Annotated in this window: 12 protein-coding genes; 5 read left to right on the forward strand and 7 right to left on the reverse strand. The window is 73.5% G+C overall.

Features of this window, described 5'->3' with window-relative positions; genetic code table 11:
- Positions 1–42: 42 nt before the first annotated feature.
- From CCN35_RS01670 to CCN35_RS01695, 6 genes are read right to left on the reverse strand one after another with little or no spacing between them, the layout of a single operon-like run.
- Complete coding sequence (locus CCN35_RS01670) at positions 43–891, reverse strand: HpcH/HpaI aldolase/citrate lyase family protein (RefSeq protein WP_086791319.1); 849 nt, start codon at positions 889–891, stop codon at positions 43–45.
- Positions 892–908: 17 nt separating this feature from the next.
- Positions 909–2,132: a CaiB/BaiF CoA transferase family protein gene (locus CCN35_RS01675; protein ID WP_086791316.1), complete on the reverse strand. Its 1,224-nt coding sequence runs from the start codon at positions 2,130–2,132 to the stop codon at positions 909–911.
- Positions 2,129–3,487: an ADP-ribosylglycohydrolase family protein gene (locus tag CCN35_RS01680; RefSeq protein ID WP_067393001.1), complete on the reverse strand. Its 1,359-nt coding sequence runs from the start codon at positions 3,485–3,487 to the stop codon at positions 2,129–2,131. Before CCN35_RS01680 ends, CCN35_RS01675 begins: the two co-directional genes overlap by 4 nt.
- Positions 3,475–4,707 (reverse strand): ADP-ribosylglycohydrolase family protein, encoded by a 1,233-nt coding sequence (locus CCN35_RS01685; RefSeq protein WP_079129668.1) that lies wholly within the window; start codon positions 4,705–4,707, stop codon positions 3,475–3,477. The genes CCN35_RS01680 and CCN35_RS01685 overlap by 13 nt, the downstream gene beginning before the upstream one ends.
- Positions 4,708–4,715: 8 nt before the next feature.
- Positions 4,716–5,831, reverse strand: a complete 1,116-nt coding sequence (locus CCN35_RS01690) for an ADP-ribosylglycohydrolase family protein (RefSeq protein ID WP_086791317.1) — start codon at positions 5,829–5,831, stop codon at positions 4,716–4,718.
- The gene (locus CCN35_RS01695; protein ID WP_236560592.1) at positions 5,828–7,123 is read right to left on the reverse strand and encodes an ADP-ribosylglycohydrolase family protein; all 1,296 of its coding nucleotides are present in this window, start codon (positions 7,121–7,123) and stop codon (positions 5,828–5,830) included. The genes CCN35_RS01690 and CCN35_RS01695 overlap by 4 nt, the downstream gene beginning before the upstream one ends.
- A 290-nt stretch (positions 7,124–7,413) precedes the next feature.
- On the opposite strand from CCN35_RS01695, the gene CCN35_RS01700 reads away from it, so the two are divergent.
- The 3 genes from CCN35_RS01700 (at position 7,414) to CCN35_RS01710 (ending at position 14,693) form a co-directional block, all read left to right on the forward strand.
- Positions 7,414–8,145 (forward strand): VIT1/CCC1 transporter family protein, encoded by a 732-nt coding sequence (locus CCN35_RS01700; protein ID WP_067393007.1) that lies wholly within the window; start codon positions 7,414–7,416, stop codon positions 8,143–8,145.
- Positions 8,146–8,725: 580 nt separating this feature from the next.
- The gene (gene gltB, locus CCN35_RS01705; protein ID WP_086791318.1) at positions 8,726–13,237 is read left to right on the forward strand and encodes a glutamate synthase large subunit; all 4,512 of its coding nucleotides are present in this window, start codon (positions 8,726–8,728) and stop codon (positions 13,235–13,237) included.
- On the forward strand, positions 13,230–14,693 hold the full coding sequence (locus CCN35_RS01710; protein ID WP_067393015.1) for a glutamate synthase subunit beta: 1,464 nt from the start codon (positions 13,230–13,232) through the stop codon (positions 14,691–14,693). Before gltB ends, CCN35_RS01710 begins: the two co-directional genes overlap by 8 nt.
- A 144-nt stretch (positions 14,694–14,837) precedes the next feature.
- On the opposite strand, the gene CCN35_RS01715 is transcribed toward CCN35_RS01710, so the two are convergent.
- Entirely contained in the window at positions 14,838–15,737 is a 900-nt protein-coding gene (locus CCN35_RS01715; RefSeq protein ID WP_067393018.1) for a hypothetical protein, read from the reverse strand.
- A 115-nt stretch (positions 15,738–15,852) separates the two neighbouring features.
- Here CCN35_RS01715 and CCN35_RS01720 point away from each other — a divergent pair, with 115 nt between their 5' ends.
- A complete protein-coding gene (locus CCN35_RS01720) occupies positions 15,853–16,203 on the forward strand; it encodes a chorismate mutase (protein WP_067393020.1) in 351 nt (116 codons plus the stop codon).
- Between the two features lie 125 nt (positions 16,204–16,328).
- A complete protein-coding gene (pepN, locus tag CCN35_RS01725; protein ID WP_067393023.1) occupies positions 16,329–18,839 on the forward strand; it encodes an aminopeptidase N in 2,511 nt (836 codons plus the stop codon).
- Positions 18,840–18,863: the final 24 nt, after the last annotated feature.

An 18,863-nucleotide genomic window follows, 5' to 3' on the forward strand; every position in this document is an offset into this window, starting at 1 on the left:
CCGGACTTTTGGGGCGCCCTCGTTCGTGCCGGCGTCCGGGGCTCAGCGCCGCCGGGCCAGGGCCAGGGTGCGCCGGGCCGCCGCCACCACCGCCGCGTCGACGAAGCGGCCGTCCGGGAGGGCCTGGGCACCGCGGTCCGCGGTGGCCGCCTTGACGATCGTCTCCGCCTCCTCGAGTTCGCGCTCGGTCGGCAGGTAGGCGCGTTCGATGACCGGCAGCTGGCGGGGGTGAATGGCCGCGCGGCCGAGGAAGCCGAGGGCGCGGCCGTGGGCGCAGGAGGCCGCCAGGCCCTCCAGGTCGCGGATGTCGGGATACACGGACTGGGCCGGCGGAGCGAGTCCGGCCGCACGGGCGGCCACCACGACCCGGGCGCGGGACCAGTCCAGTCCACCGTCCTGCGGCACCCCCAGGTCCGCGCGCAGGTCCGACTCGCCCAGCGAGACTCCGCGCAGCCAGGGGTGCGCGGAGGCGATGGCGTAGGCGTGCTCGACGGCCAGGGCCGTCTCCAGCAGGGCGTACAGCGCGAGGTCCGGCCCGCCGGCCGGCGAGGGCCCCCGCAGGGCCTGCACCTGTGCCGCGACACGGACGACCTGCTCGGCGGAGGTCACCTTCGGCAGCCGCAGCCCGGCCAGCCCCGGCCGGGGCACCACCGCCGCCAGGTCCGCGGCGAGCAGCGGGCCGTCGACGGCGTTGACGCGCACATGCACCGGGACCGGCGGCGGCTCGCTCAGCAGCTCGGCGGTGGCGGCGCGGGCGTACTCCTTGCGCTCCGGGGCGACCGCGTCCTCCAGGTCGACGACCACCACGTCCGCACCGGAGGCGAGGGCCCTGGCGACGACACGGGGCCGGTCGCCGGGGACGTACAGCCAGGTCAGCGGGTGAGGCGGCAGCCGGAGGGCGTGGGCCGTCACAGGGCACCCTCCGTGCGCAGCGCGGCCAGCTCCTCGGGGGTGAGGCCCAGCTCGGTCAGCACCGCCTCGGTGTCCGCGCCGTGCGGGCGGCCCGCCCAGCGGATCCCGCCCGGGGTGGCGGAGAGCCGGAACAGGACGTTCTGCATGCGCAGCCGGCCCAGCTCCGGGTCGTGCAGCGTGGTGAAGGTACCCAGGGCCCGGTACTGCGGGTCGGCCATCACGTCCCGTACGTCCTGGACCGGTGCGACCGCCGCCTCGGCCTTCTCGAAGGCCTCCAGGACCTCGGCGCGGGTGTGCCGGGCGATCCAGTCGCCGACCGCCTCGTCGAGCACATCGGCGTGCGCGGCGCGCCCGGCGCCGGTCGCGAACCACGGCTCCTCGATCAGTTCCGGGCGGCCCACCAGGCGCATCACCCGTTCCGCGACCGACTGGGCCGACGTCGAGACGGCCACCCAGCTGCCGTCCGAGGTGCGGTAGGTGTTGCGCGGGGCGTTGTTCTGCGAGCGGTTGCCGGTGCGGGGCTGGACGTAGCCGAGCTGGTCGTACCACAGGGGCTGGGGGCCGAGGACGGTCAGGATCGGCTCGATGATCGCCATGTCGACGACCTGTCCCTCGCCGGTGCGCTCCCGTGCCGCGAGCGCGGTCATCACCGCGTACGCCGTCACCAGTCCCGCGATCGAGTCGGCGAGCCCGAACGGCGGGAGCGTCGGCGGTGCGTCCGGCTCGCCGGTGATCGCGGCGAATCCGCTCATCGCCTCGGCGAGGGTGCCGAAACCGGGGCGGGAGGCGTACGGGCCGAACTGGCCGAACCCGGTGACCCGGGCCAGGACCAGACGCGGATTGACCTCCGACAGCTCCGGCCAGCCCAGTCCCCACTTCTCCAGGGTGCCGGGCCGGAAGTTCTCCACGACCACATCGGCGCCGGCGGCCAGCCGCAGCAGGGTGCGGCGGCCCCCGGGCGTGGACAGGTCCAGCGTGATCGTGCGCTTGTTCCGGCCGAGCATCTTCCACCACAGGCCGACGCCGTTCTTCGACGGGCCGTGGCCGCGCGACGGGTCGGGCTTCCTCGGATGCTCGACCTTGATCACATCGGCGCCGAAGTCGCCGAGCATGGTGGCGGCGATCGGCCCGGCGAAGAGGGTGGCGAGCTCGATCACACGAAGACCGGTGAGCGGGGCGGGAGCCTTCGCCCCGGGGACGTGCGGCGGGCGGGGCGTCATGGGCGGCACGCCTCCCGGTGGGTGAGCTCGGCGAGGGTGTCGAAGCCGATGCCGTTGAAGTCGCCGACGGACGTGGTCAGCCGGTTCTTCAGCGGGGCCGTCCAGCGGTCGGGGAGAGCGGCCGGGGAACCGGCGAGCAGGCCGGCGACGCAGCCGGCCGTGGCGCCGTTGGAGTCGGTGTCCCAGCCGCCGGAGACGACACGGCGGACGGAGCCGGTGAAGTCGCCGTCGGCGTGGGTGAGGGCGGCGGCGATCAGGGCGGTGTTGGGGACGGCGTGCACCCAGTGGCAGTCGGCGTGGGCGGCGTGCAGTTCGTCCACCACGGTGTCGAAGTCCTCGTGGGTCCTGGCGAGCCGGATGGCGTGGCGGACCGCCCGGGCGAGCCGGGAGCCGGGCGGGACGACGGCCAGACCGGTGGCCAGGCAGGCGTGGACGTCGTGCGCTCCGGTCGCCGCGGCGGCGATGACGGCGGCGGCGAACATCGCGGCGTAGACGCCGTTCGCGGTGTGGGTGAGGGAGGCGTCGCGGTACGCCTGCTCGGCCGCGGCGGCCGGGTCGCCGGGGTTGGTCCAGCCGTGCATGTCGGCACGGATCAGGGCGCCGATCCACTCGCGGAAGGGGTTGCGGTGGCGGGCGGTGTGCGGGGGTTCGATGCCGAGCAGGAGGTTGCGGTAGGCGATGCGCTCGGCGGTGAAGGTGCGGCCGGCGGGCAGTTCCTCGAGCCAGAGGCGGGCCACGTCGGCGGTGGTGAAGCCCCTGCCGTGGCGCTGCAGGAGAAGGAGGTTGAGGACGGGGTAGTCGAGGTCGTCGTCCTCGGGCATGCCGTCGATGTTCTCGGCGAGGGAGGTGGCCGCGGAGCGGCGGTTCCAGGGATGGGCGGCCAGGAGGTCGGCGGGGACGCCCCTGGCCGTGAACCAGGCGTCCGGGGGCCAGGTGCCGGTGGAGCGGGCCAGCCGGCGGATGCCGGTCAGGGGGAGCCCCTCCACGGGTTTGCCCAGCAGACAGCCCGCGGCCCGGCCCAGCCAGGCGGCCTCCAGACGCTCCTCGGCGGGCGCGGGCCCCGGGCGCCGCGTCGGCCAGTCGGGGCACAGGGCTCTGATCCCGGGCAGGTCCGACGGTTCCGCCTCCGACAGCCGGCTGGGCAGCTCGGACAGCTCGTCCAGGAGGTCCTCCGCCAGCAGGCGCAGATAGCGGGAGGCGGGCCGGGGGGACGCGCCCGCGCGGACCGGGGCCTCGGGCCCGCCGGCGGCCCGCCAGCGGGCGGCGACGGCCGAGGGCTCACGGCCGTCCTGGGCCGCCTGGCGCAGTTCGTGGCCCAGCAGGTCCTCCGGCTGGACCCAGGTCAGTCGGAGCATCCCGGACCTCCCATCCCGGCGAACGCCCGCTCGTGGGCGCGGCGCCGCCGCACGTCCCGTGCGAAGATCTCCCGGGCCACCCCGGTCAGCGTGCGTCCCGGCTCCCACAGGTCCAGACGGCTGGCCTCGGCCACCGTCCGCGCCCAGTCCTCCGGCACCGGAGAGCCCAGCGCTCCCGCCAGCGCCCCGGCCATCGTCGCGATGGAGTCGCAGTCGCGGCCGTAGTTCACCGCGCCGAGGACGGCCTGCCGGAAGTCGCCCCGGGCCACCGTCAGCATCCCCAGTGCGACGGGCAGTTCCTCGACCGAGTGCAGCCGGGACGGGCGGCGGGCGCCCAGGGAGGGGTTGCGGTAGTCGGGGCCCACCGTGTCGTACGGGGCGACCGCCTCGCGCAGCGGGCCCAGCGCGGACTCGACGTCGGTGTGGCGGCGGGCCTCCTCGCAGACCTTCTCGATCGCGGCCCGGGTGCCGTCCTTCGCCAGCGACAGACAGGCCGCCACCACCGAGTCCGCGGTCGCGCCCGGGGTGCACGCCGCCGCGACCCCGGCCGCGAGGACGCCCGCGGCCTCCCTGCCGTAGGAGGACTGGTGGGCGCCGGCGATGTCGAGGGCCTCGGCGTAGGCGGCCGCCGGGTTGGCCGCGTTGACCAGGCCGACCGGGGCCATGTACATCGCCGCACCGCAGTTGACGATGTTTCCGACGCCGGCCTCGCGCGGGTCGGCGTGGCCGTAGTGCAACCGTGCCACCAGCCACTTCTCCGCCAGGAAGATCCGGTGCAGCGGCAGCGCCTCCGCCTCGAGCTCCGGGATCCAGCGCGGGTTCGTCATCAGGTCGGGGACCAGGTGCTCGGCGATCGCGTAGGCGTCGAGGTGGTCGCGGACGCGTGCGTACACCCGGACCAGGGCGTGCGTCATCAGGGTGTCGTCGGTGACGTGGCCGTCCCCCTTGTGGTACGGGGCGATCGGGCGGGCGGTGCGCCAGTCCTCGCCGTGCCAGGGGCCGACGACGCCGCGCACACGGCCGCCGTGGCGCTCGAGGATCTGCTCGGGCGAGTAGCCCTCGACGGGACCGCCCAGGGCGTCGCCGACGGCCGCTCCGACGAGCGCACCGGTGATCCGCTCCTCCAGGCCGGGACCCCGCTTTCGCGGGCCGGGGTCCCGGACCGCACCGCGGGACCGATCTGTCCCGGATGTCTCTTCTGTCGCCTTCATGGGTGTCATGCCCCGAATCATCCCCCTGGAGGGGGCGGCCGGTCGGCTTCGAGGAGCCCGGCGAGTTCCACGAGGTCGGTGCCGGTGAGATGGGGCAGGACACAGCCGGACAGGGTGCGGCAGGCCTCCCGCCAGGACTCCGGGATGGCCGCGGCGCCGCCCAGCGCACCGGTGAGCGCGCCGGTCAGGGCAGGGGCCGAGTCGGCCACCCGGGACAGGCAGGCGGCGGCCGGCAGCGCATGGGCGATTTGGCCGCCGGCCGCCGCGGTCAGGGCGAGGGCGACCGGAACCGTCTCGGCGGCGGCGACGCCGTAGCTGTAGACGTGGTCGACGATCCGGTGCTCCAGCAGCGGGACGAGCGCGAACGCCTCCCCGGCCTCCCGGGCGAGGTCCAGGGCGTGCCGGGCGTTGCGGCCGATCTCCGTCTCCTCGGGCAGCTCGGCCAGCGCGGCCGCGACGCAGTGCTCGACCGTCGCGCCGGCCAGCGCCAGGGCGAGCGCCGCGGCCATCGCGCGGGCGCCCAGGACGCCGTCGCCGTCCTGGGTGTAGCGGGCGTCGAACTCGGCCAGCTCGGCGGCGCGCCGGGGGTCGCCCGGGTGGGCGACGGCCAGCGCGCAGGCGCGTACGCAGGCGGCGTCGTCGAAGTAGTGCGGGTTGTCGTGCCCGGTGGCGGGCGGACGCAGACCGGTCGCCAGGTTGCCGAGGCCGGCCCGCACGGAGATGCGGGCGCGCAGCGGCAGCACCGCCGACTCGATCTCGGGGGCGCGTTCGGCCGCCGCCGCGACCTGGCCCGCCAGGGTGTTCCAGGTCAGGTCGATCGCGGCCCGGGTGCGCCGCTCCCGGCTGAGGTCGCCGAGCACCTCGTCGTCCCCGGCCCGCAGCAGCGCCTCCGCCGCGAACACCGCCCACTCGGCGTCGTCGGAGGGGCCGAGCCGCAACGGCTCCGGGGACTGGTTCAGCGCGACGGGGACGGGAAGCGTGGTCGTGGCGTTCTGCTCGGCGAAGGCGTCCAGCTCACGGGTGAGCCGTCTGGTCCACTCCGGCATCCGGGCGGCCCGGTGCCGCCCGGCGGGCCACCCTGCGGCGTCCCCCGCGGCCAGCCCGAGCAGCAGTCCCTCGATCCGGCGCGTCATGACGGAACCTCGCTCCGGTCCGCGGCGAGGACACGGGAGGCGGCAGAGGCGGGGGAGACGGGGGAGACGGAAAGGGACCGGGCGGCGGGGTGCGCACCGCGCCCGCCGGGACCGCCCGGCCGTGCGGCGGCGCCGGAGGCCGCGGGGACCTCGGACCGCACGAGAACGTCCAGGTCCAGCCGTACGAGCTTCTCCGGCCGCCCCCGCACCCCCGCCCGCGCGGGGGCCTCGGCGCGCTTCGGGACCCCGTCCCGCGCGGTGTCCTCCCACTGTCCGGCGGCCGGCCCGTCCTCGTGGGCACGGCGCGCCACCAGGAGATCCGCCACCTCCAGGACGTGCCGTCCCGCCATCGACGGCAGGCAGCTGCCGCGGACCGGGGCGATGGCCGCCGCCCAGGACTCGGGGACGGCCGAGACGCCCTGGGTCGCGCCCGCCAGGGCACCGGCGACCGCCGCCGTGGTGTCGGCGTCGCGGCCCATGTTCACGGCGGTGAGGACGGCCTCGCGGAAGTCGCCGTCGGCGGCCGCGTACGCGCCGAAGGCGAGGGCGACGGCCTCGGGGGCCAGATCGGACCAGGGATAGCCGGCGACGACCACCGCGGAGCGGACCGCGCGCTCGCCGCGGCGGGCGGCGGCCGTGGCGCGGCGCAGCGAGCGGGCGGTCCAGGAGTCGTCCGGGACGACGGCGAGCGCGGCGGCCACGACCGCGACCGGCGGTGCGCCCGCCATCGCCGCCGCGACCCCGGCGGCCACCGCCCGGCCGCCGTGGATGCCCTCGCCCTCGTGGCTGACCGACCCGTCGATCGCCACCAGCCGGGCCGCCTCGGCGGGGCGTCCGGCGGCGAACACCCCGAACGGCGCCGCCCGCATGGCCAGGCCGTCGCTCCAGGCGTGCCGGTGCTGGGCGGAGACGGGGGCGGCAAGGCCCCGGCGCAGGTTCTCCAGGGTGCCGCGCTCGCTGAAGCCGGCGCCGCGGAAGGAGCCCTCCGCATGGCCGGCGATGTGCTCGTGCCAGGCCGCCTCCACATGGGCGGGGGTGAGCGCGGAGCCGTACCGGGCCAGCAGCAGACCGGAGAAGACGGCGTACTCGGTGTCGTCGGTACCGGCCGGGTGCTCGGCGACATAGCCGGTGATGCGGCCCCAGCGGGCGCGGATCTCGGACGGCTTCAGATTCTCCGCCGGCGCGCCGAGGGCGTCTCCGACGGCGAGGCCGAGCAGCGCGCCGCGCGCCCGTTCGCGGAGCGAGGCCGCAGCCGCTGCCGGGGCCTGGGGGACTCGGGCGGTCGATCCCATGGCGGGCTCTCCTCTCGGGGCGTCCCGCCGGGCGGGAGCCCTCGGCGGATCTGTCCCCGGCGGAGTGCTCCGTGCAGCCCCGGGCGCCTCGGCATCACTCGTACGACATCCGTGCATTGCGCCGCGCGGACGAGCGGCGCACCGCGCGGCCCCCGGGTTAGCCCAGCCTTTCCTTGCTGGCAGCGGGGGATTTTCCGGCGTAGATTTGCTGATGTCAAAAAGTAGATCTCGTCTAAATCGTCTGAAGGTCGCCCTTGTCGTTGCGGGCGACCGCCTTCTGGGGGACCTCGATGGCCATCATCGACACCGAAGCGACGCTCCACGAGGCGCATCGCGACAACCACACGCACCGGGACGTGAACGGCGGCTGGCTGCGTCCGGCGGTCTTCGGCGCCATGGACGGGCTGGTCTCCAACCTCGCCCTGATGACCGGCGTCGCGGGCAGCTCGGTGAGCCAGCAGACCATCGTGCTCACCGGCCTGGCGGGCCTGGCCGCCGGCGCCTTCTCCATGGCGGCCGGCGAGTACACCTCCGTCGCCTCGCAGCGCGAGCTCGTCGAGGCCGAGCTGGAGGTCGAACGCCGCGAGCTGCGCAGGCACCCGGAGGACGAGGAGGAGGAACTCGCCGCCCTGTACGTCTCGCGGGGGGTCGAGCCCGGTCTTGCCCGTGAGGTGGCCCGGCAGCTGTCGAAGGACCCCGAGCAGGCGCTGGGGATACACGCCCGCGAGGAGCTGGGCGTCGACCCGGAGGAACTGCCCTCCCCGATGGTCGCGGCGCTGTCGTCCTTCGGCTCGTTCGCGCTCGGCGCGCTGCTGCCCGTGCTGCCCTATCTGCTGGGGGCCGGTGCCCTGTGGCCGGCCGTGCTCCTCGCCCTGCTCGGGCTGTTCGCCTGCGGCGCGGTGGTGGCCAAGGTGACCGCGCGCAGCTGGTGGTTCAGCGGTCTGCGGCAGCTCGCCCTGGGCGGTGCCGCCGCCGGGGTGACCTACGCCCTGGGCACGCTGTTCGGAACCACCCTGGGGTGAAACCGTCCCGGGACGGGACGAACGCTCCGGATGATGCGCTCAGGTGTTGTGCAGGTGGGCACGGAGGTGCATCATTGTGCGGCGGCTCTGTTCGATGCTGTTGCCCGACATCCTTGCATGTGGGGTCGCCTGTTGGGTTGCCTGCCGGTTTCGGCCGTGTAACCACTGGGCATGAGCCGTACGCGTTGCGGGCAATGACGCCGCTGCCTCGTATCCACGGAACCGGGTGACACCACCCGCCCGTCCTCGGACCGACGGACGCCGATCCGACCGATCCCGTCCGCCGCCGGTCCCCCGTCCTCACCGCCGGGTGCGGCATGCCGCCGTCATCCACGGTGTTCACATGATGGAACGGAGCATCTGTTTTCCGATGGTCGGTCCATCATGTAACTTGCACGACATTTACCGGATTATGTGATTCCGGATCTCACGCGGAGGGCCAACGTCGTCCCTCGGTACCTGCACAGGCCACATGACGACGGGAGAGCCGATGCGTATGCCGCGCCAGCCGTCCCAGCATTCCGGGGGCGACCGCCCGAACCGGTCGTCCTTCATGGATGCCCGCCCTGCCGCGCAGGGGATGTACGACCCCCACAACGAGCACGACGCCTGCGGCGTCGGCTTCGTGGCCACCCTCACGGGCGAGGCGAGCCATACGCTGGTCGAGCAGGCGCTGACCGTCCTGCGCAACCTCGAGCACCGCGGTGCCACCGGCTCCGAGCCCGACTCCGGCGACGGAGCGGGCCTGCTGACCCAGATCCCCGACGCCTTCCTGCGCGAGGTGGCCGGGTTCGAGCTGCCCGCGGCCGGCTCCTACGCCGTCGGCATCGCCTTCCTGCCCCAGGAGGGCACCGAGGACGCCGTCTCCCGCATCGAGGCGATCGCCGCCGAGGAGGGACTGACCGTCCTCGGCTGGCGCGAGGTCCCGGTCGCCCCCGAACTGCTGGGCGCCACCGCCCGCTCCACCATGCCCGTCTTCCGCCAGCTGTTCGTCACCGACGGCGTGAGCGAGGGCATCGACCTGGACCGCAAGGCGTTCGTGCTGCGCAAGCGGGCCGAGCGCGAGACGGACGTCTACTTCCCGTCGCTGTCCGCCCGCACCCTCGTCTACAAGGGCATGCTCACCACCGGGCAGCTCGAGCCCTTCTTCCCGGACCTGTCCGACCGCCGCTTCGCCTCCGCGATCGCGCTCGTCCACTCCCGGTTCTCCACGAACACCTTCCCGAGCTGGCCGCTCGCGCACCCCTACCGCTTCATCGCGCACAACGGCGAGATCAACACCGTCAAGGGCAACCGCAACTGGATGCGCGCCCGCGAGTCCCAGCTGGCCACCGAGCTGTTCGGGGACCCGGAGAAGCTGGAGCGGATCTTCCCGATCTGCACCCCGGACGCCTCCGACTCCGCGTCCTTCGACGAGGTCCTGGAGCTGCTGCACCTCGGCGGCCGCTCGCTGCCGCACGCCGTGCTGATGATGATCCCGGAGGCGTGGGAGAACCACGACTCCATGGACCCGGCCCGGCGCGCCTTCTACCAGTTCCACTCCACGATGATGGAGCCCTGGGACGGCCCCGCCTGCGTCATCTTCACCGACGGCACCCAGGTCGGCGCCGTCCTGGACCGCAACGGCCTGCGCCCCGGCCGCTACTGGGTCACCGACGACGGCCTGGTCGTCCTCGGCTCCGAGGTCGGCGTCCTCGACATCGACCCGGCCAAGGTCGTCCGCAAGGGCCGTCTGCAGCCCGGCCGCATGTTCCTCGTCGACACCGCCGAGCACCGCATCATCGAGGACGACGAGATCAAGGCGTCCCTCGCCGCCGAGCACCCCTACACCGACTGGCTGCGGGCCGGCGAGATCGAGCTGGGCGACCTGCCCGAGCGCGAGCACATCGTCCACACCCACGCCTCGGTCACCCGCCGCCAGCAGACCTTCGGCTACACCGAGGAGGAGCTGCGCGTCATCCTCGCGCCGATGGCCAGGACCGGCGCCGAGCCGATCGGCTCCATGGGCACCGACACGCCGATCGCCGCCCTCTCCGAGCGCCCGCGGCTGCTCTTCGACTACTTCACCCAGCTGTTCGCGCAGGTCACCAACCCGCCGCTGGACGCCATCCGCGAGGAACTGGTCACCTCGCTGCGCAGCTCGCTGGGCCCGCAGGGCAACCTGCTCGAGCCGACCGCGGCCTCCTGCCGCAGCGTCGTCCTGCCCTTCCCGGTGATCGACAACGACGAGCTGGCCAAGCTCATCCACATCAACGCCGACGGCGACATGCCCGGCTTCAAGGCCGCGACCCTCTCCGGCCTGTACCGCGTCTCCGGCGGCGGCGAGGCCCTGGCCGCCCGCCTCGAGGAGATCTGCGCCGAGGCCGACGCCGCCATCCGCAACGGCGCCCGCCTGATCGTGCTGTCCGACCGCCACTCCGACGCCGAGCACGCGCCGATCCCGTCGCTGCTGCTCACCTCGGCGGTCCACCACCACCTCATCCGCACCAAGCAGCGCACCCGGGTGGGCCTGCTGGTCGAGGCCGGCGACGTCCGCGAGGTCCACCACGTCGCCCTGCTCATCGGCTACGGCGCCGCCGCCGTCAACCCCTACCTGGCCATGGAGTCCGTCGAGGACCTGGTCCGCGCCGGCACCTTCCTGCCGGACATCGAGCCCGAGCAGGCCATCCGCAACCTCATCCGCGCCCTCGGCAAGGGCGTGCTGAAGGTCATGTCCAAGATGGGCATCTCGACGGTGGCCTCCTACCGCGGTGCCCAGGTCTTCGAGGCCATCGGCCTGGACAAGGACTTCGTCGACACGTACTTCACCGGGACGACCACCAAGATCGGCGGTGTCGGCATCGACGTCATCGCCCAGGAGGTCGCCGCCCGCCACGCCAAGGCGTACCCGGTCGGCGGTGTCGCGCCCGCGCACCGCGCCCTGGAGATCGGCGGCGAGTACCAGTGGCGCCGCGAGGGCGAGCCGCACCTGTTCGACCCGGAGACGGTCTTCCGCCTCCAGCACTCCACGCGCACCGGCCGCTACGACATCTTCAAGAAGTACACGGCCCGGGTGAACGAGCAGTCCGAGCGTCTGATGACGCTGCGCGGCCTGTTCGACTTCGCGTCCGACCGCAAGCCGGTCCCCGTCGAGGAGGTCGAGCCGGTCTCCTCGATCGTCAAGCGCTTCTCCACCGGAGCCATGTCCTACGGCTCCATCTCCAAGGAGGCGCACGAGACCCTCGCCATCGCCATGAACCGGCTGGGCGGCAAGTCCAACACCGGTGAGGGCGGCGAGGACCCGGAGCGTCTGTACGACCCCGAACGCCGCTCGGCGATCAAGCAGGTGGCCTCCGGCCGCTTCGGTGTGACCAGCGAGTACCTGGTCAACGCCGACGACATCCAGATCAAGATGGCCCAGGGCGCCAAGCCCGGCGAGGGCGGCCAGCTGCCCGGTCCCAAGGTGTACCCGTGGGTGGCCAGGACCCGGCACTCGACGCCGGGCGTGGGGCTCATCTCCCCGCCGCCGCACCACGACATCTACTCCATCGAGGACCTGGCCCAGCTGATCCACGACCTGAAGAACGCCAACCCGCAGGCGCGGATCCATGTGAAGCTGGTCTCCGAGGTCGGCGTCGGCACGGTCGCGGCCGGCGTGTCCAAGGCCCATGCGGACGTCGTCCTGATCTCCGGTCACGACGGCGGCACGGGCGCCTCCCCGCTCACGTCCCTGAAGCACGCGGGCGGCCCCTGGGAGCTGGGCCTGGCCGAGACCCAGCAGACCCTGCTGCTCAACGGCCTGCGCGACCGGATCGTCGTCCAGGTCGACGGCCAGCTGAAGACCGGCCGCGACGTGGTGATCGCCGCGCTGCTGGGCGCCGAGGAGTTCGGTTTCGCGACCGCGCCCCTGGTCGTCTCCGGCTGCGTGATGATGCGCGTGTGCCACCTGGACACCTGCCCGGTCGGCATCGCCACCCAGAACCCGGAGCTGCGCGAGCGCTTCACCGGCAAGCCCGAGTTCGTGGTGAACTTCTTCGAGTTCGTGGCGCAGGAGGTCCGCGAGCTGCTGGCCGAGCTGGGCTTCCGCTCCATCGACGAGGCCGTCGGCCACGCCGAGGTCCTCGACGTGTCCCGCGCCGTCGCCCACTGGAAGGCGCAGGGCCTGGACCTGGAGCCGCTGCTCCATGTGCCCGAGCTGCCCGAGGGCGCGGTGCGCCACCAGGTGACCACCCAGGACCACGGCCTGGAGAAGGCGCTCGACAACGAGCTGATCCGGCTCGCCGCCGACACCCTGGCCGCGCCCGACGCCGCCAGTGCCCCGCCGGTGCGCGCCCGGCTCGCCATCCGCAACATCAACCGCACGGTCGGCACCATGCTCGGCCACGAGGTGACGAAGAGGTTCGGCGGCGCGGGCCTGCCCGACGACACCATCGACATCACCTTCACCGGCTCCGCCGGCCAGTCCTTCGGCGCCTTCCTCCCGCGCGGCATCACCCTGCGCCTGGAGGGCGACGCCAACGACTACGTCGGCAAGGGCCTGTCCGGCGGCCGGATCGTCGTCCGCCCGGACCGCGGCGCCGACCACCTCGCCGAGGGCAGCGTCATCGCGGGCAACACCCTCGCCTACGGCGCCACCGGCGGCGAGATGTTCCTGCGCGGCACGGTCGGCGAGCGGTTCTGCGTCCGCAACTCCGGAGCCCTGGTCGTCTCCGAGGGCGTGGGCGACCACGGCTGCGAGTACATGACCGGCGGCCGCGCGGTCGTCCTCGGCGAGACGGGCCGCAACTTCGCGGCCGGCATGTCCGGCGGCATCGCCTACGTCGTCGACCTGGACCGCGACAACGTCAACGCCGGCAACCTGGACTCGATCGAGGCGCTCGACGAGGCCGACCAGCAGTGGCTGCACGAGGTGGTGCGCCGCCATCAGGAGGAGACGGGCTCCACCGTCGCCGAGAAGCTGCTCGCGGAGTGGGACACCGCCGTGAACCGCTTCAGCAAGATCATTCCCCGTACGTACAAGGCAGTGCTCGCCGCCAAGGACGCCGCCGAGCGAGCCGGTCTTTCCGAGGCCGAGGTCACCGAGAAGATGATGGAGGCGGCGATCCATGGCTGACCCGAAGGGATTTCTGAAGCACGGCCGCGAGGTTGCCGCCGCCCGTCCGGTCCCCGAGCGCGTCAAGGACTGGAAGGAGATCCCCGTCCCCGGCTCCCTGCTGCCGATCATCGGCCGGCAGGCCGGCCGCTGCATGGACTGCGGCATCCCCTTCTGCCACAACGGCTGCCCGCTCGGGAACCTGATCCCGGAGTGGAACGACTACGTCTACCGCGGGGACTGGGCGGCCGCCTCCGAGCGGCTGCACGCCACGAACAACTTCCCGGAGTTCACCGGCCGGCTGTGCCCCGCGCCGTGCGAGTCGGCCTGCGTGCTCGGCATCAGCCAGGAGCCGGTCACCATCAAGAACGTCGAGGTCTCGATCGTCGACAAGGCGTGGGAGGCCGGAGCGATCGTCCCGCGGATCCCCGACCGGCTGTCCGGCAAGTCGGTCGCGGTCATCGGCTCGGGCCCGGCGGGCCTGGCCGCCGCCCAGCAGCTGACCCGGGCCGGCCACACCGTCGTCGTCTACGAGCGCGCGGACCGCATCGGGGGCCTGCTGCGGTACGGCATCCCCGAGTTCAAGATGGAGAAGCGGCACATCAACCGCCGTATCGAGCAGATGCGCGCGGAGGGCACCCGCTTCCGCACCGGCATCGAGATCGGCCGTGACATCAAGGCGACCGACCTGAGGAAGCGGTACGACGCGATCGTCATCGCCGCCGGGGCCACGACCCCCCGTGACCTGCCCGTCCCCGGGCGGGAGCTGAAGGGCGTGCACCAGGCGATGGAGTACCTGCCCCTGGCCAACAAGGTCCAGGAGGGCGACTACGTCACCTCGCCGATCTCGGCCGAGGGCAAGCACGTCGTCGTCATCGGCGGCGGTGACACCGGCGCGGACTGCGTGGGCACCGCCCACCGCCAGGGCGCGGCCTCCGTCACCCAGCTGGAGATCATGCCCCGCCCCAACGACAAGCGGCACCCGGTCGACCAGCCCTGGCCGACCTTCCCGGTCCTCTACAAGGTCACCTCGGCCCACGAGGAGGGCGGCGAGCGGATCTACTCCGTCTCCACCACCCGCTTCGAGGGCGACGAGGAGGGCCGGGTGCAGTGGCTGCACCTGGTCGAGGTCGAGTTCGTCGACGGCAGGCTGGTGCAGAAGCCGGGCACCGAGCGCAGGATCCCCGCCCAGCTGGTCACCCTCGCCATGGGCTTCACCGGCACCGACCAGACCAACGGCCTGGTCGAGCAGCTCGGCCTGGAGCTCGACGAGCGCGGCAACATCGCCCGCGACGCCGGCTTCCAGACCAATGTGCCCGGCGTGTTCGTCGCCGGTGACGCCGGCCGCGGCCAGTCGCTCATCGTGTGGGCGATCGCCGAGGGCCGCTCGGCCGCCCGCGCGGTCGACCGCTATCTCACGGGCGCCAGCGACCTGCCGGCCCCGATCCGCCCGACGGACCGTGCCCTGACGGTCTGAGGCCGTTCCAAGGACGTCCCGTACAACGGCGTACGGGTGGGCCAGCTGGGGGATTCCTCCAGCCCCCCGAAGCGGCGCCTGCCCCAAGTCCCCGACCGGATCACAGGGCAGGCGCCGTCGCACGTCACGGCGCCGGACACCCCCTTATGTGTCGCACTCCAGCACCGTCCGGCACAGCGCGCACCGCGCCCGGATCCGGCCCCGCACCGGCACCCGGACGCGCTGATGACAGGTGGGGCAGGGGAACGAGACCCGCAGCGGCTCCTGCCCGTCGGACGTGAAGGAGTAGGGGACCGCCGGCCGGGTGAGCGGCACCGGGCCGTGGGTCCGGGCGCGGCGCCGGTCGCGGGCGTAGCGGCGGCGGCCCGCCCAGCCGGCCGCCGTCAGCGGCGGCTGCCGCCCGTCGCGGCGGGCCCGGGCCATGCCCTCCGCATACGCCTCGTACCCCTGCGGGCTGGTGAACCAGGGCGAGGGGTCCTCGCCGAAGACCAGCGCCCGCTTGGCCAGGACGTAGCCGAACTCCTCCGGGGTGAGGTAGCCGAGCTTCTGCGAGGACTCGCCGTGCTCCCGGAAGGCGTCCAGCAGCAGCCAGCCCGCCCCCAGATAGGCCGCCGCCGTGTCGGTGAGGATCTCGTTGTCCCGGGTGCCCGGGAAGGACAGGCCCAGACGGTGCAGATAGACGTGCGTGATCTCGTGCGCCAGGGCCGCGCCGATGTCCCGGCGGTGGGTGCGGAAACGGTCGTTCAGCTCGATGAAGTACTCGGGCCCCGCCGTCAGCTCCACGGTCGCCGCATGCCTCATCCGCCGGAAGCTGACGACCGGCCGTGCGTCCGGCAGCCGGAAGTGCCGCACCAGCTCCCGCGCCACGCGCTGGGCACCCAGATGCAGGTCGTCGGTGTCGCAGAAGGCCACATCCGCCGGCGCCACGCTGGTCGCGAACGTCCGGACGGTGTCGTACGACAGCCGCCGGTACAGCGCGGTGATCGCGGCCTGCACCGTCTCCAGGTGCGGATACCCGTGCTCGACCGGTCCGTCGTCCGCCACGTCGTACCCCCCAAGGGCGCCCCGAAGCCCTTCTCACTGTAGGCGCCCCGCCGGCCCTCCGCGTCCGCCGGACGGGCGTGATCGGGCACGGTCCCACCCCGTAGGGTTGTCGCCCATGAGCACCAGCAGGACCGGTATTGACGACGTGGACCCCGCCGTACGTGCGGAGCTCACGCGGCTGCGGGACAGCATCGACAACATCGACGCGGCCGTCGTCCACATGCTCGCCGAGCGGTTCAAGGCGACCCAGCAGGTCGGACGGCTGAAGGCCGCCCACCGGCTGCCGCCCGCCGACCCGGAGCGCGAGGCCCGGCAGATCGCACGGCTGCGTGCCCTGGCCGAGGACGCCAAACTGGACCCGGCGTTCGCCGAGAAGTTCCTGAACTTCATCATCGCCGAGGTGATCCGCCACCACGAGCGCATCGCCGAGGACAGCGGCACCGGACGGACCGCCGGCGCCGGCTGACCTCCCGCGACCCGCACACGCCGCACCGGGGCCGTGCGCACGCCGCACCGAACGCGCCGGCGCGCGCACGGACCGTACGGCTCTCGGCGAAACCGCCTCGTGCCCCGTCCGCGGCATCGGGCAGCATGGCGTTCATGTCCGTACTCACGCGCGATGAAGCGCAGACCCGTGCCCAGCTCCTCGACGTCCACCACTACACCGTCGACCTCGACCTGACCGGCGGGGAGGACACCTTCGACTCCGTGACCGTCATCCGGTTCACCGTACGGCCCGGCCAGGACGCCACGGACACGTTCGTCGAGCTCAAGCCCGCCGCCCTGCGCTCCGCCGCCCTCGACGGACAGCCCCTCGACCCGCAGAGCCTGACCGAGAACCGCCTGCCGCTGAAGAACCTCACCCCCGGCGAGCACGAGCTGCGCGTCGACGCCGTCATGCGCTACTCCCGCACCGGCGAGGGCATGCACCGCTTCACCGACCCCGCCGACGGCGAGACCTACGTCTACACGCAGATGTTCCTGGACGACGTCCAGCGGGTCTTCGCCGCCTTCGACCAGCCCGACCTCAAGGCCGTCTTCGAACTCACCGTCACGGCCCCCCGGGGCTGGACCGTCCTCGCCAACGGCGTCACCGAGCACCTCGGCGACGGCGTCTGGAAGGCCGCCCCCACCCCGCCGATCTCCACCTACCTCGTCGCCGTCGCCGCCGGCCCCTGGCACTCGGTGCGCACCGAGCACCGCGGTCTGCCCTTCGGCATCCACTGCCGCCGCTCCCTGGCCCCCCACCTCGACGCCGACGCCGAGGAGATCCTCGGCGTCACCCGCGCGTGCTTCGACCGCTACCACGAGAAGTTCGACGAGCCCTACCCCTTCGACTCCTACGACCAGGCGTTCGTCCCCGAGTTCAACGCCGGCGCCATGGAGAACCCCGGCCTGGTCACCTTCCGCGACGAGTTCGTCTACCGCTCCGCCGTCACCGACACCGAGCGGCAGACCCGCGCCATGGTCATCGCCCACGAGATGGCCCACATGTGGTTCGGAGACCTCGTCACCCTCAAGTGGTGGGACGACATCTGGCTGAACGAGTCCTTCGCCGAGTACATGGGCTACCAGACCGTCGCCGAGGCCACCCGCTTCACCGACACCTGGACCGACTTCGGCGTCGCCCGCAAGGCCTGGGGCTACGACGCCGACCAGCGTCCCTCCACCCACCCCGTCGCCCCCGAGTCCGTCGGCGACACCGCCTCCGCCCTGCTCAACTTCGACGGCATCTCCTACGCCAAGGGCGCCTCCGCGCTGCGTCAGCTGGTCGCCTGGCTCGGCGAGAAGGACTTCCTGGCCGGCATCAACACCCACTTCGCCCGGCACAGGTTCGCCAACGCCACCCTCGCCGACTTCCTCGACTCCCTCGCCTCTGCCACCGACCGCGACGTCCACGCCTGGGCCGACGCCTGGCTGCGCACCACCGGCGTCGACACGCTCACCGCGTCCGTCGACGCGGTGCCCGGCCGGTGGACCCTCACCCTGGACCGCGACGGCAGCCGCCCGCACCGGGTGACCGTCGGCGTGTACGACCGCGACCTCGGCGACGGGCGCACCCTGGTGCTGCGCGAGCGCTACGAGACCGACGTGCCGCACGCCGCCGCTCCCGAGCCGCGCCCCGGCACCCGGCCCGCCCTGGTCGTCCCCAACGACCTGGATCTGACCTACGCCAAGATCCGCCTCGACGAGACCTCCCTGGAGACCGCCCTGCGGGGCCTGTCGGGCATCCCGGACGCGCTCACCCGGGCCGTCGTCTGGAACAGCCTGCGCGACATGGTCCGCGACGGCGACCTGGCCCCCTTCGACTACCTGGCCACCGCCGGCGCCCATCTGCCCGAGGAGACCGACCTGGCGCTGGTGCAGGGCGTCCTCGCCTTCGCCGGGCACATCGCCGACCGGTACCTGGAGCCGAAGGAGCGGCCCGCCGCCCTGAGCGCCCTCACCTCGCTGTGCCGGGACGTCATCCGCCGCACCGAGGACGGCGACCACCCCGGCCTGCGGCTGATCGCGGTACGGCACTTCATCTCCGCCGCCGCCCACCCCGACACCATCGCCGCCTGGCTCGCCGAGGGCACCGTGCCGGGCGGGCCCGAGCTGGACCCCGAGCTGCGCTGGCGCATCCTCGCCCGGCTGGCCGTCCTCGGCGCCGTCGACGAGGACGCGATCGCCGCCGAGCTGGAGCGCGATCCGTCCGCCACCGGCCAGGAGGGCGCCGCCCGCTGCCGCGCCGCCCTGCCCGACGCCGAGGCCAAACGGGCGGCCTGGGAGGCGATGTTCGCCACCGACGAGCGCACCGACCTGTCCAACTACCTGTTCACCGCCACCGCCCAGGGCTTCTGGCAGCCCGAGCAGGCCGAGCTCCTGCGGGACTACGTCCCCCGCTTCTACCGGGACGCCGTCGCCCTCGCCGCCCGCCGCGGCCCCGCCATCGCCGAGGCCGCCGGCCGCTGGGCCTTCCCCGTCCACGCCGTCGACGCCGAGCACCTGCGCCTGGGCCGGGCCTGTCTGCGCGACGCCGACCCGGTCCCGGCGCTGCGCCGCAAGCTCGTCGACCAGCTCGACGACCTGGCACGCGCGCTGCGGATCCGGGAGGCGTAGCCACCCGGATCCGCAGCGCGCGTG

Origin of the sequence: Streptomyces thermovulgaris, assembly GCF_002155915.1 — a bacterium.
In the GTDB taxonomy this organism is placed as follows: Bacteria; Actinomycetota; Actinomycetes; order Streptomycetales; family Streptomycetaceae; genus Streptomyces; species Streptomyces thermovulgaris.